This is a genomic window from Streptomyces sp. NPDC059456, from assembly GCF_042750055.1.
Taxonomy (GTDB): domain Bacteria; phylum Actinomycetota; class Actinomycetes; order Streptomycetales; family Streptomycetaceae; genus Streptomyces.
Genome location: NZ_JBHYVA010000189.1, coordinates 1 through 12,783 on the forward strand (window position 1 = coordinate 1; position 12,783 = coordinate 12,783).

Consider the following 12,783-nt stretch of genomic DNA (forward strand, 5'->3'; position numbering starts at 1 on the left):
CCCCGGTGGAACACCGTCGGCGGCCGCCCCGGCCCCCACCCGGCGGGGGGGCGGCCCCCCCCCGGCCCGGGGGGGGGAGCGGGCCGGGGGGGCGGGGCGGCCCGCCGCCGCGCGGCAGCGGCCGGGGTCCGTCCCTGGGCCATCGGGGGGACCGGCGGCATGAGGGCGGCCCCGGGACGGGCAGGCTGGCCGGTGTGACGCGCCCCGATCCGGTGGGTCTCCTCGACCCGGCCACCCGCGCCTGGCTGACCCGGCACGCCCTGCCCGGGGCCCGGCTGCACGAGGTGGACCCGCTGCCCGGCGGGTTCACCAACGACATGGCCCTGCTCACGGCCCAGCCGGCCGACGCACCGGGGGCGGAGCGCTACGTGCTGCGCCGCTACCGGCCCAGCGGCAGTCGGGTCCCACGCAACACCTGTGCGGTGGAGGTCGCCGTCCTCGGCCGGGCGGCGGCCGGTACCGTCCCCGTGACCACGGTGGTCGCGGCCGATCCGCACGGCCGGGCCACCGGTCGCCCCACCCTGCTCTACCGGTTCGTGGACGGGACCCCCCTCAGCCAGGTGCTCGCGGACGGCCCGGTGAGCAGCGAAGCGCGGGCCCTGGGCCGGGCCGTCGGCGCCGTGCTTGCGCGAATCGGCCGGGTCAGGCTGCCCCGCCCGGGCGCCTTCGGAGACTCTTCGCTGGTCCCGGCCCCGGACGGCGCGGCCCCTCTGCGCGACCTGCCCGGCTTCGTCGACCGCTGTCTGGCGGCCTCGGCTGCGGACGGGCCGCTGAGCGGGACGGATGCGGCCGCACTGCGCGCCCTGGCCCGCCGGGGGCCCCATGCACTCGCCGCCGTCGCGGGTCAACGCAGCCTGGTGCACTGTGATTTCAACCCGAAGAACGTCCTGGTCCAACGGCGCGGCGGGCAGTGGGCGGTGGCCGCCGTGCTCGACTGGGAACTCGCCTTCAGCGGCTCCCCGCTCTTCGACGTCGGGAACATGCTGCGCTTCGCCCACGAGTACCCGCCGGCCTTCACCGCGGGCTTCGTCGAGGGCTTCCGGGGCGGGAACGGCCGGCTGCCCGTGGACTGGCTGCGGCTCAGCCGGACACTGGACCTCTTCGCGCTCGCCGACATCCTCACCGCACCGCCCGACCCGGCCTACTTCGCCCGCGCCCGCGCCGCGCTGTGCCGGTCCGCCGCCGACCGGCACTGAGTGCGGACGGACGAGCGCGCGCCACCTATTGCTTGCTGTCCCATCCGGCCCGTGCACCGCTCTTTTCCCAGAAAACAACTGCTGTCCGTGCGGATCAGGGAAGCCCTGGCAATGGGCGTCCAATAAATGGCGAAGAGGTGGCACAGGGCCTTCTTCTCAACATCCGGAATGCCGGTTAGTCTCCCTGGACGGAAGCGAAGATCCTCGACCAAGGGAGAATTCCGCCGTGGAGAACGGAAGTCCGGGAAATGACCTGAAGACGCTCACGCCGACCGTTCGCTGCAACGGGACGCCGCCCACGCCCGCCCTGCGCGAAGGGCCGTACTACAAGCCCGACACCCCCTGCAGGACCAGCTTCCGGGGCGATGTGGCAGGAGGCGTTCCGATGCTGCTGCACGGCGCCGTGCGCACCCCCGAGGGCAAGCCGATCGGCGGCACCCTGCTCGACTTCTGGCAGGTCGGGGACACCGGGGTATACGACGACGACGGTTTTCGGCTGCGTGGCCACCAGTTCGCCGACGCCGAGGGACGGTGGCGGCTGGAGACGGTGCTGCCCGCCGTGTACCCGGGGCGGACGCGGCACGTGCACGTGAAGGTGCAGCCGCCCGGCGGGACCGTACTGACCACGATGCTGTATTTCCCCGGGGAACGCCGGAACCATCTTGACAAATATTTCCGGCCAGAATGCCTGATGGATGTGCGGGAGACGTCCGACGGGTGGGACGCCGCATTCACCTTCGTTCTGGACGTGTGAAATCCGGCCACCGAATCCGGTAGGGAACCTTCTGGTCAGCTGCCCGGAAATATCGATATCCGCCGTCCACCGTGACGCGGGACGGAAGTCGACAGGAGACACATGGCTGATCTCATGCGCGCCCAATGCGATACGCAGAGCGATGCCCGGAGCAACACGCGAATCGGTGCCCGGAGCGACGTCCGCGCCGATGCCCTGAGCTACGCGCAGAACCACCTGTACTACCCGGTGAGCGCGTACGAGATGGACCACGGCGAAGGCGTCCACCTGTACGACACCGACGGCAACGAGTACCTGGACTGCGCGTCCGGCACCTTCAACCTGAGCCTCGGCTACGGGCACCCCGAAGTGGTCAAGGCCATGCGCGACCAGGCCGAACGGCTGGTGCACACCACCTCGACCTTCCAGACCGCCCCCGTCAACGAGCTGGTCCGGCGGCTGGTCGAGGTCACCCCGCCGAACCTGACCAAGGTTCACCTCAAGGTGTCGGGCGGCTCCACCGCCAACGAGGGCGCGGTCAAGATGGCGCAGCTCGCCACCGGCCGCCGCGACGTCATCACCCTGTTCCGCAGCCACCACGGGCAGACCATGATGACGACGACCATGTCGGGCGAGTCCTTCCGCAAGGCCCCGTTCCCGCATCTGATGCCCGGTGTGCTCCAGGTTCCAGACCCCTACTGCCTGCGTTGCTTCTACCGCCAGGCGGGCCCTGACAGCTGCGGCATGCTCTGCGTCGAACGCATCAATGACTTCCTCGACCACGCCAGTTCCGGCAGCGTCGCCTGCGTGGTCGTCGAACCGGTCTCGGGCAGCGGCGGCAACATCGTGCCCCCTGACGGCTACCTGCCCGCGCTGCGCACCTTGTGTGACGAACGGGGCATCGCACTCGTCTTCGACGAGATCCAGACCGGCATCGGCCGGGTCGGCCGGATGTTCGCCGCAGAGCACTACGGGGTCCGGCCCGACATCCTGACCACCGCAAAGGGCCTCGGCGGCTCCGGTGCCCAGATCGCGGCCATCGTCGCCGACGAGCGGATGTCCGGGCTCAGCCCCGACCACCATTCCTTCACCTACGGCGGCAACGTCCTCGCCGCTGCCGCCGCGGCCACCACCCTCGACGTGATAGGCCGCCCCGGCTTCCTGGAGAACGTCCGGGAGGTCGGCGCCCACATCATGGAACGGCTGCGCGCACTGGCAGCCTTGCACCCGGCCGTCGTGGACGTGCGAGGCCTCGGCCTGATGATCGGGATCGAGATCGGCGACGACGCGGGCCGCCCGCACAGCGAACGCGCCCAAACCCTGGCCCGGCGCGGGATGGGCCACGGCCTGATCCTTCGCACCTCCCGCTATGGCCGGGGCAACGTGATCAAGATCCGCCCGCCGCTGGTCCTCACCCGCGCCGAGGCCGATCTGCTCTGCGACCGGCTCGAAGCCCTCTTCGCCGCCGAGGCCGCCGCATGACGGGCACCGCGCACAGCAGCCGCCCTGCGGCCGCGGCTGTGCGGCAGTACGTGACCGGTCTCGCCGGTGCCGTTCGCGAGGCCGTGCTGGCCGCCCGGCATCGGACCGGCAGTCGCCTGGTCCGGGGCCACTCCCCGGGAGGGGACGCCCAGTTCGGCCTCGACGAGGTCGCGGAGGCCGCCGTCTGGAAGTACGTGGTCGGTCACGACCTGCCCGTCGCCGTCTACTCCGAGGACCGCGGCCTGCAATACCACGGCACGGACCCGGCCCACCTGCTGGTCGTCGACCCCATCGACGGCACCCGGCCTGCCGTCGCCGGCCTGGAGTCGGCCACCGTCTCGGTCGCCGTCGCCCGTATGTCGCAGCGCCCGCGCATCGCCGACGTCGAGCACGCGCTGCTGATGGAACTGCGCACGGGCGCCTACCTCTACGGGGACCTGGCGACGCCCGGCATCACAGCGCACGGCTACGACCACCCCGTCCCGGCGCTGACCCGCACCACCGACCCCGCGCGGATGTTCTGGTCGCTGGAGTTCAACGGCCACCCGGCCCGCCTGATGACCGAGGCCTACGGCCACCTCATCGACCGCTCGGCCAACACCGGCGGGGTCTTCGTCTTCAACAGCGCCACCTGGTCCATCTCCCGGCTGCTCACGGGCCAGCTCGACGCGTACGTGGACATCGGCAACCGGCTGCTGCGGGACGACCCGGCGCTGCTGCCCGAGTTCGAACGCGTCGGCAACGGCCGGGTCCTGCACCTGTTCCCGTACGACATCGCGGCGGCCGTCTTCCTCGCCGAGCGGGCCGGGGCGGTCATCACCGACGGCTACGGACAGCCGCTCGGCGACACCGTCCTGACCGACCTGAGCATCGACAACCAGCGGTCCTGCGTGGCCGCATCCACCCCCGAACTGCATCGGGCCCTGCTGTCGGCCGTCCGATGGAAGGAGTGACGCCCATGCACCCCCGGAACACCCCGCCCGCCGGAGTGACCCGCACCGCCACGGCCGACGACGCCGAGTTCAGGGTCCTGCTCGACCGGCTCTCCGACAAGGCCACCGCGGACTACTACAACCCGTTCACCACCTTCGACTGGCCGCCCGCGATCCCCGCCGACGGGCTCTGGATGTCCCCCGAACTGCTCTCCGTCCACGGAACCGAGGTGATGGACGAACTGAGCCCCGGCCGGCTCCAGGTCCTGAGCCGGTGGGAGAGCATCAACTTCTACAGCCTCAACGTGCACGGCATCCGCGAACTGCTCATCGAGGTCACCCGGCGCATCCACATGCCGGGCTTCGAGGTTCCCTCCGAGTTCTTCCATCACTTCATCGGCGAAGAGAACGACCACATGTGGTTCTTCGCCACCTTCTGCCTCAAGTACGCCGAGAAGATCTACCCCGACAAGTCGATCAAACTGCCCGAGGCGCCGCGCGACCCGGACATCGAGAACTTCCTCGTCTTCGCCCGGATCCTGATCTTCGAGCAGATCGTCGACCACTACAACGTCCAGCTGGCGGCCGACCGCCGGCTGCACGCGACCATCCGGCACATCAACCGGCTGCACCACCAGGACGAGTCCCGGCACATCGCCTTCGGCCGCCGCCTGGTGCAACTGCTGTGGCAGCGGCTCCTCGACAGCGGCCTGGACGAGGCGGCCCGGCTCGAACTGCGCAGCTATCTCGGCCGCTACATCACCACCGGCATGGAGTCCTTCTACAACCCGGCCGTCTACCGGGACGCGGGGCTCGCGAACGGCTTCGCGCTGCGCCGGCGGCTGTTGGCCCACCCCGCCCGGCAGGCCGCCCACGCCAAGGTCCTGCACAAGACCACCGACTTCCTCCACCGGATCGGGGTGTTCGATGCCCGTCACTGACCCCACGGCCACCGGGACCACCTGGTCGGTCCGGGACGGACTCGCCACCCTCGACGAACCCGCCGTTCTGCTGAGGGACGCACTCGACGCGGTGTTCACCCGCTGGGGCACCGAGGCCGGGGCCCGGCGGCAGAGCTACCCGCCGCTGCTGCGGGCCGAAGACCTGCGCTCCCTCGACTACTTCCGCAATTTCCCGCACCTGGGCAGCCCCGTCACCCGGATCCGCCCCGACCGGCTGGCCGCCCTCGCCGCGGCTCCGCCCGGGACCACCGCACTGCCTGCGGCCGAGCTGGCCGACGCCACCCACATGCTGCCCTCCGCTGCCTGCTACGGCTGCTTCCTGCACCTCACCGGTACCAGCGCCGACACACCCGTCCTGATCACCACCGTCGCGCAGTGCTTCCGCAACGAGGACCACCGGGAGGGGTTGCGCAGGCTCTGGGGGTTCACCATGCGGGAGATCGTGTGCGTCGGCTCCGCCGAAGCCGTACGGACCCACCTTCACCTGCACCAGGAGCGGATCCTCGCCTTCGGCGCGGCCCTCGGCCTCACCCTGGACCGGCAGCCCGCCACCGACCCGTTCTTCGAGAAGGACGGCGCCCGCACCGTCATGCAGCTGCTCGCACCGGTCAAGGAGGAGTACCTGCACACCGACGGCACCGCCGTGGCGTCCACCAACAACCACCGCAACTTCTTCGGCGAGCGTCGCGCCATCAGCCACGCGGGCCGCCCTGCCTTCACCGGCTGCGTCGCCTTCGGCCTGGAACGCTGGGTGCACGTCCTGGGCGACCTCTTCGAAGGGGACCTGACCGCCGCGCACCGCGCGGTACGGCAGACGGGGGAACTCCCGTGACCCCGCTGACCGCCCTGCTCGGCCTCGAACTTCCTCTGCTCCAAGCCGGGATGGGCGCCGTCGCCGGCCCCGCCCTGTGCGCCGAGGTGTCCCGGGCCGGAGCGGGCGGGACACTCGCGCTGTACAAGGAAGCACCCGCGCGGGCCGCCCGGCTGGTCCGGGAGGTGGCGGCCGCCACCGGCCGCCCGTTCGGGGTGAACGTGGTCCCCGAGGTCACCGGGCCGGCCGGCTGTCTGGACCAGCTCCGGGCCGTCCTGCCCGAACTCCCCCGGGGCGGCTTCGTCACCTCCTTCGGGCTGCCCGACGCCGACGCGGCCCAGGCCGTGCGGGCAACCGGACACCCACTGGTGGTCCAGGTAGGCACCCTCGATGACGCCGACACGGCCCTTGGGCAGGGCGCGGCGGTCCTGGTCCTCCAGGGCACCGAAGCCGGCGGCCACCTGCTCGGCCGACTGCCCGTGGACCTCCTGCTGGCCGCCGTCCGGGCCCGTCACCCGCACGCGGTCCTGGCCGTCGCGGGCGGGATCGCCACCGGGAAGGACCTCGCGGAGGCCGTGGCGCGCGGCGCGGACGGGGCCATGGCCGGAACCCTGTTCGTCCCGGCCGCAGAATCCACCGCACACCCGGAGTTCAAACGCCGGGTGGTCGAGGCCGTGGCCGACGACACCCTCATCACCTCCCTCTTCGACATCGGCTGGCCGAACCGCCCGCACCGGGTCCTCCGCAATGCCCTCACCAACACCTCGGACCGCGCCCCGGCCACCTTCATCGCCACCACCCGGGTGGACGGCCGCAGGCACCCGGTACCGCGCTACGGTGCGGCGGCTCCGAGCGAGGCCACCACCGGCCGCATCGCGGAGATGGCCATGTACTGCGGCCGGTCCTGCAGCCGCGTCAACGCCTTGCACCCGGCCTCCGTCACCGTTGCCCGGGTCCGCCGGGAGTACGAGAGCGCGCGCCGGCCATCGACGGATTCCCGACAGCTGCACCGGATCCAGGAGAGGTGACCATGGACGACGTGATCAAGCCGGTCGTGGACTGGCTGCGCGAACGCAACCCCACCGTCGAAGAGATCCCGGAGGACCTCGACCTGATCGAGAACCGGCTGATCGACTCGCTCGGCTTCATGGAGTTCGTCCTGCTGCTGGAGGACCTGATCGGCCGGGAACTGCAGCTCGACCAGATCGACGTGAACCAGTTCCGCACCCTTCGGTCCCTCACGGACCACTTCCTGAGGGGGTGAATCGTTCATGGCACAGGCTCCGCCGCTGTACGGACCCGGCCGGGTCACCTCCATGCACCTCGCAGCGCGCACCGGGGAGCCCACCTTCCGCGTGGCAGAGGTCAGCGCAGTGACCGGCCGCGGGCTGGCGGGGGACCGCAACTTCTGGGCGGGCGAGGGACCCAGGCCCCGGCGCCGGGGTACCGGCCGGGCGTCCGGGGTCTGCGACGTCACCCTCATCGAGGCCGAGGCGCTCGACGCCCTGGCCCGCGAACACGGCATCACGCTCACCCCCGCCGAATGCCGACGCAACCTCGTCTGCCGCGGGATCCGGCTCAACCCGCTGGTGGACCAGGAGTTCCAGATCGGCACGGTGATCCTGCGCGGCCTCAAACTCAGCGAACCCTGCTCCCGCCTCGAACAGCTGGTCCGCCCCGGCCTGATCCGCGGCCTGCTGCACCGCGGCGGACTGCGGGCCGAGGTGGTCCGCGGCGGGACGATCCGAGTGGGCGACCGGATCCTCCGGCTGCCGCACGACGCGCGGCAGCTCAGGTTCCCCGTTCCGTCCGACCTTCCCTGAGGACGGCACGGATGCCCAATACGACGTGCCCGGACACCGGCACGCCATCACCGAATCGAGGACCCCGTACGCCGGTGTCCCGGGCGCCGCCGAGCCGACGCGGACCCGGTCGGATCCGGCCCCGGCTCCTTCACCTCCCTCGCCCGCGGGCCGGCGCCCCAGGGGCAAGTTCGCGGACAGCAGGCGGCCGAACGGCTGCTTGTCCGCACCGTTCCGGCCCGGCGGAGCGTGAGAGAGCCCTCAGAACGGTGCATGGCCAGTGACGGGCCGCAAGCGCCCATGTCGATCCGCGGATCGGAACGGTTCGCCGCGCGCCGCGCGCCGCTCGGAGTGTGGCATTCCGGCCCGTGGGCCCAGCAGACAGGAGGACAGCATGACGATCGAAGGCGCCGCCCCCGGGCGGCAGAGCGGCAGGGCACCGGAGTTCGGCGGGGACGCTCCGTCATCCAAGGCCGTGGAGCGCGCGGAACGGGCGGGCGCGGAGCTGGCCGCGGCAGGGGCGGCCGTCTCCGTCCGCCTGCTGGAGTGGGGCTTCGCCCTCCGCCTCGACCAGTGCGCTGCCGATCGGCTCGCACCCCCCAACAGCAGTGGACCCGACGGTGACTTCCTCCGCCTGGTGGAGGAGGTGCTGGCCGGCTCCCTGCCCGAGGCCCTGGCCGAAACCGTCGGCGCGGGGCTGGCCGGACGCGCCGAACGGATCGGGTCGGCCGCCCGGGGCGCCGGATGCGAGCTGGTCTCGCCGTGGGCCGTTCCCACCCTCCTCGCTCCCGTGGCCCTCAACGCGCCGCCGCGCGAGACCGGCCTGTGGTTCAGCGTGTTCGAACCGGGCGAAGGCTGGGGAGCCGATGTCCAGTTCACGGCGCGCTACGCCTCCGAAACGCCGGCCCTGGCCGTCTTCCGCGATGACCTGTACTGCGTCTACCAGGGCCGGGGAGACGACCCCGACCTGTGCTGGACTGCGCACCGCGCAGACGGCAGCTGGTCCGAGGAGCAGTCGTTCCCCGGTCACCACACCCTGGGCAGCCCGGCCCTGGCCGTTTTCCAGGACCGGCTGTACTGCGCGCACCGCGGCGGCTCGGGCGACTGGGGCATGGCGCTGACCTCGTACGACGGTGATACCTGGGCGCCGGACCGTCCGGTCCCGGACGCCGAGAGCGTCTACGGCCCGGCGCTGGCGGTCTTCCGCGATGCGCTCCACCTCGCCTACGCCGACGCCGCCCAGCGGATCATGGTCACCACCAGCCGGGACGGCCGCAGCTGGACACGCCCCGAGCCCGTCCCCGGCTGCGCCACGACGAGGTCCCCGGCGCTCGCCGTGTACGACGGCAACCTGCACCTGCTGTACGGCAACCCCAAGGACGGAGCGATCCACTGGACCAGGCTGCGCGGCACCACCTGGACCTCCGAGGGTGCGCTGCCCGGCCACCGCACCCGGAGCAACATCGGCCTCGCCGTCTTCGACGGCAAGCTGATGTGCGTCCACCGGGACCCCGCCCGCCAGCAGCTGTGGTGGTCCGCCTTCGACGGCGCAGGGTGGAGCACGGACACCGAGATGGCGGGCCACAGCAGCAAGTACGGACCGGCGCTGGCCGTGTACCGGGACCGGGCCGGCACTCGCGACCAACTCCTCTGCGTCCACCGCGGCCACGCCCAGCGCTTCGTCACCGCGACGGGAGAGGTGCTGACCGACGAGGACCCGGCAGGGCTGCACGAACTCGACGATCCGGCCTCCGCCGCCGACTGAGACCGGGCCCCGCGCGGCAGCCTGGGGGTGCCGGACCAGGCCCGGACCTGCGCGCCGTCACCCCCAGCTCCCGGGCCTCGGACCGCAGCAGGCACCTGCAGAGCCGGCCCCGCGGGAGCGCCACGGGCCTGCTCGGCGGCTCGTGCCGTAGGCATCAGCCCTGTTCGAGGGCATCGATGAGTTCCTCGGCCCCGGGCCACGGACCGTGCCCGGAGGCGGGGTTGAGGTGTCCGGCGGCACCGATCCCCACCAGGCGGCTCTCCCAGTCCCGGGCGAGTCCGGCGACGCGCTCCGGGGACCCGAGTGGATCGTTCGAACTGGCCGCGACGATGCTGGGGAAGGGAAGCGGCTTCCGGGGCACCGGTGTCCAGCCGTACGTCGCCAGCTCGTCGAGAGTGGGGTAGCCGTCCGGCAGCGGTGTCTCGAAATCAGGGGGTGTGGCCAGCAGTGCACCCCGGACGTCCGCGTCGTGCCACCGGACCCACTGCACCGTGGTCATGACGCCCGCGCTGTGAGCGACGATGACGACCGGTCCGGTGACCTGCTCCATCACAGCGGCCATGTTGGAGACGTGGGCGACGCGACCGAGCCGGTCACGCCCGAGGGGTGGAACGGTGCGAACGGTGCGACCCGCATCGTCGAGCCGCTTGGCCAGAACGGTCTGCCAGTGGTCCTCGCCGTGTTCCCGCATTCCGGGAACGATCACGATGGTCGGCTCCGCGTTCCTCGTCATGATGCGGGCTCCGGTTTCCTGGGATGCATCGCCTCGGCAGATGCGGTGGGGGCGGTGAGGCGGCGGAGATCGTGCTCGTACCGGCGGCGGCCGATCAGGAAGGCCGCGGTGGCCGCGACCGCCACGAGCGGGACGAGCCGGAGCGCGCCGAGCAGACCGAACCGGTCCGCGAGCATCCCGGTGACCGCGGGGCCGGGGGCCAGCCCGAGCAGGCTCTGGGCCAGCGTGAGCGTGGCGAAGGCCGTCGCGGCGATGGCCGCGGGCGTCAGGTTCGCCACCATGGCGGCCCCCGGTCCTGCCGTTCCGGCGCAGAGCAGGGATCCCATCGCCAGGACCAGCAGTTGCAGCGGGCCGGCAGGCAGGCGGAACGCGGTCGTCAGCAGCACGAGGGAGCCCACGCTGCAGCCGATGGCGACGGCCCAGGTGCGGATCGGAGTGCGACGGCTGATCCGGTCCGAGACGACGCCGCCGACGATCATGCCGACACCGATCACCAGGGCGAAGAGACCCGCGGTCGCGCCGGCCTTCGCGGTCGGCATGTCGTAGTAGCGGTTGAAGTAGCTGGGCAGCCAGGCGATGAGCGCGCCCGCGATGAACAGTTGCAGCCCGCTGCCGACGTAGGCGCTGATCACCGAGACGGAGGAGAGCAGCCTCGGGAGGAGTGCTCGAAGCCGGCGCCCCTCTGCATCCGCGTTGCCCGGGGCCGGGTCCGGTCCGGGTGCCAGCCGCTGCTCGGTGACCACGATCGCGTAGATGCCGGCGAGCACCAGGCCGAGGAGGCCCATCACGCCGAACGCCCAGCGCCAGCCGTACGCCTGGGCCACGGCAGCACCGACGGACATGCCGAGGACCGAGCCGAAGGCCCCGCCGGCGATGAAGGCCCCGGAGAGCGTCGCCCGCAGGGAGCCCGGGAAGACGCTGAGGACTACGGCGATGCCGACGCTGCCGTACGCGGCCTCACCGACGCCGACCAGGAGGCGGCCGGTGAACATCTGGCCGTAGCTCGCCGCCACCGCGCACCCGAGGGTCGCCAGGCTCCACATCGTCGCCGCCAGGACCAGGGACTTCACCCTCCCCCATCGGTCGGCCAGCAGCGAGAGGGGGAAGGTGAGCAGACCGACCATCAGCGCCACGATGCCGCTGAGCGAGCCCAGCCGGGCGTCCGAGAGCAGCCAGTCGGCCTTCAGCAACGGAAAGACGGCGTTGAGTACCTGCCGGGACATGTAGTCGGAGAGCAGGAGTCCGAAACTCAGCGCAAAGACCACCCAGGCGTACTGCCGGGACACGGGCCACTCGGAGGAGGCGGTTCTTCCGGGAGCGGGTTCCACAGTGGTGAGAAACCCCATTGTCATCACCTCGACTGCTCTTGATGGAGAGGGAACCTTGGATGGGGAGAAGGAGGGGTGGTCAGACGGGCCTGTCGCCGACGATCCCGGCGCGCTCCATCCTGCGGACGGCGGGCCAGTAGTCCTGGACGGCGTAGTGCTGTGTGGAGCGGTTGTCCCAGATGGCCACGCTGTTCTTCCGCCAGCGCCAGCGGACCTGGTATTCGGGAACCGCGGCCTGGCTGATCAGGTAGTTCAGCAGGAGGCCGGCGCCTGGAGCGTAGTCCTGCCCGAAGCGCACGTTCTCGGGCGTGTGGTAGTTGACGAAGTGCGTGGTGAAGGCGTTGACGAAAAGGATCTGTTCGCCGGTCTGCGGATGGGTGCGTACCACCGGGTGCTCCGCGTCCGGGAACCGGGCCTTGAGTGCGTGACGCTGTTCCTCGGGCATGACCGCGCCGAAGGTCGCCTCGATGCTGTGCCGAGCCCGCAGGTCTCGGATCTGCGCCTTGATGTGCTCCGGGAGGCGGCGGTAGGCCTCGGCCATGTTGACCCAGATCGTGTCGCCGCCCACGGGGGGAGACTCGACGCAGCGGAGTACGGCTCCCATGGCCGGGTTCTCGCGCCAGGTGCCATCGGTGTGCAGCGCGTTCTCGTAGTGCTCGGGCGCGCTGTCCAGGTCCTTGTAGATGCGGACCAGGCCGGGGTGGTCCGGGTCGCTTCCGGCCACCGGGTGTTCCTCCAGCGCGCCGAAGCGTGCGGCGAAGGCGATGTGGTCGGCGCGCGTGATGTCCTGGTCTCGCAGGAACAGGACCTTGTACTGCAGCAGCAGACTCTTGATCTCGGCGAAGAGGTCATCGTCACGAGCGGCGTCGGCGAGGCTCACGCCGGCGACCTCGGCGCCGATGGTGCAGGTCAGCGGCTCGACATCGAGGGAGCTGCGGAGCACGCCGGGAAGCGGCGGGGCCGGAGGGAGTCCCTTCGGCCGGAGGGTGTCGGGCATGGTGCTCACTCCTGGGGTGAGGTGTGGCGGGCTGTGCTCGGT

At 71.5% G+C, this 12,783-nt stretch carries 13 protein-coding genes; 10 read left to right on the forward strand and 3 right to left on the reverse strand.

All coding sequences use genetic code 11. From position 1 onward, the window contains the following. Nucleotides 1–194: 194 nt before the first annotated feature. The 10 genes from ACFXA3_RS18435 (at nucleotide 195) to ACFXA3_RS18480 (ending at nucleotide 9,683) form a co-directional block, all read left to right on the forward strand. Nucleotides 195–1,196, forward strand: coding sequence for a phosphotransferase (locus ACFXA3_RS18435; RefSeq protein WP_385187961.1), 1,002 nt, complete (start codon nucleotides 195–197; stop codon nucleotides 1,194–1,196). A 226-nt stretch (nucleotides 1,197–1,422) separates the two neighbouring features. Next, nucleotides 1,423–1,950: a hypothetical protein gene (locus tag ACFXA3_RS18440; RefSeq protein WP_385187962.1), complete on the forward strand. Its 528-nt coding sequence runs from the start codon at nucleotides 1,423–1,425 to the stop codon at nucleotides 1,948–1,950. Between the two features lie 102 nt (nucleotides 1,951–2,052). After that, complete coding sequence (locus tag ACFXA3_RS18445) at nucleotides 2,053–3,411, forward strand: aspartate aminotransferase family protein (protein ID WP_385187963.1); 1,359 nt, start codon at nucleotides 2,053–2,055, stop codon at nucleotides 3,409–3,411. Further along, nucleotides 3,408–4,364 (forward strand): inositol monophosphatase family protein, encoded by a 957-nt coding sequence (locus tag ACFXA3_RS18450; RefSeq protein WP_385187965.1) that lies wholly within the window; start codon nucleotides 3,408–3,410, stop codon nucleotides 4,362–4,364. Before ACFXA3_RS18445 ends, ACFXA3_RS18450 begins: the two co-directional genes overlap by 4 nt. Before the next feature lie 5 nt (nucleotides 4,365–4,369). Next, the gene (locus tag ACFXA3_RS18455; RefSeq protein WP_385187967.1) at nucleotides 4,370–5,284 is read left to right on the forward strand and encodes a diiron oxygenase; all 915 of its coding nucleotides are present in this window, start codon (nucleotides 4,370–4,372) and stop codon (nucleotides 5,282–5,284) included. Then, nucleotides 5,271–6,137, forward strand: a complete 867-nt coding sequence (locus tag ACFXA3_RS18460) for a hypothetical protein (protein WP_385187968.1) — start codon at nucleotides 5,271–5,273, stop codon at nucleotides 6,135–6,137. Before ACFXA3_RS18455 ends, ACFXA3_RS18460 begins: the two co-directional genes overlap by 14 nt. After that, nucleotides 6,134–7,144: an NAD(P)H-dependent flavin oxidoreductase gene (locus tag ACFXA3_RS18465; RefSeq protein ID WP_385187970.1), complete on the forward strand. Its 1,011-nt coding sequence runs from the start codon at nucleotides 6,134–6,136 to the stop codon at nucleotides 7,142–7,144. The genes ACFXA3_RS18460 and ACFXA3_RS18465 overlap by 4 nt, the downstream gene beginning before the upstream one ends. 2 nt (nucleotides 7,145–7,146) lie before the next feature. Beyond that, on the forward strand, nucleotides 7,147–7,380 hold the full coding sequence (locus ACFXA3_RS18470) for an acyl carrier protein (RefSeq protein ID WP_385187972.1): 234 nt from the start codon (nucleotides 7,147–7,149) through the stop codon (nucleotides 7,378–7,380). A gap of 7 nt (nucleotides 7,381–7,387) precedes the next feature. Continuing rightward, nucleotides 7,388–7,939, forward strand: coding sequence for an MOSC domain-containing protein (locus tag ACFXA3_RS18475; RefSeq protein ID WP_385187974.1), 552 nt, complete (start codon nucleotides 7,388–7,390; stop codon nucleotides 7,937–7,939). Between the two features lie 373 nt (nucleotides 7,940–8,312). Beyond that, the gene (locus ACFXA3_RS18480; protein ID WP_385187976.1) at nucleotides 8,313–9,683 is read left to right on the forward strand and encodes a sialidase family protein; all 1,371 of its coding nucleotides are present in this window, start codon (nucleotides 8,313–8,315) and stop codon (nucleotides 9,681–9,683) included. 154 nt (nucleotides 9,684–9,837) lie between these two features. Here the strand turns inward: ACFXA3_RS18480 and ACFXA3_RS18485 are convergent, their stop codons facing one another. The 3 genes from ACFXA3_RS18485 to ACFXA3_RS18495 form a co-directional block, all read right to left on the reverse strand. After that, nucleotides 9,838–10,416: an RBBP9/YdeN family alpha/beta hydrolase gene (locus tag ACFXA3_RS18485; RefSeq protein ID WP_385187978.1), complete on the reverse strand. Its 579-nt coding sequence runs from the start codon at nucleotides 10,414–10,416 to the stop codon at nucleotides 9,838–9,840. Beyond that, nucleotides 10,413–11,702 (reverse strand): MFS transporter, encoded by a 1,290-nt coding sequence (locus tag ACFXA3_RS18490; RefSeq protein ID WP_385187980.1) that lies wholly within the window; start codon nucleotides 11,700–11,702, stop codon nucleotides 10,413–10,415. Before ACFXA3_RS18490 ends, ACFXA3_RS18485 begins: the two co-directional genes overlap by 4 nt. Before the next feature lie 121 nt (nucleotides 11,703–11,823). Further along, nucleotides 11,824–12,741 carry a TauD/TfdA dioxygenase family protein gene (locus ACFXA3_RS18495; RefSeq protein WP_385187982.1) on the reverse strand — a complete coding sequence of 306 codons (918 nt, stop codon included), beginning with the start codon at nucleotides 12,739–12,741 and terminating at the stop codon, nucleotides 11,824–11,826. Nucleotides 12,742–12,783 lie beyond the last annotated feature (42 nt).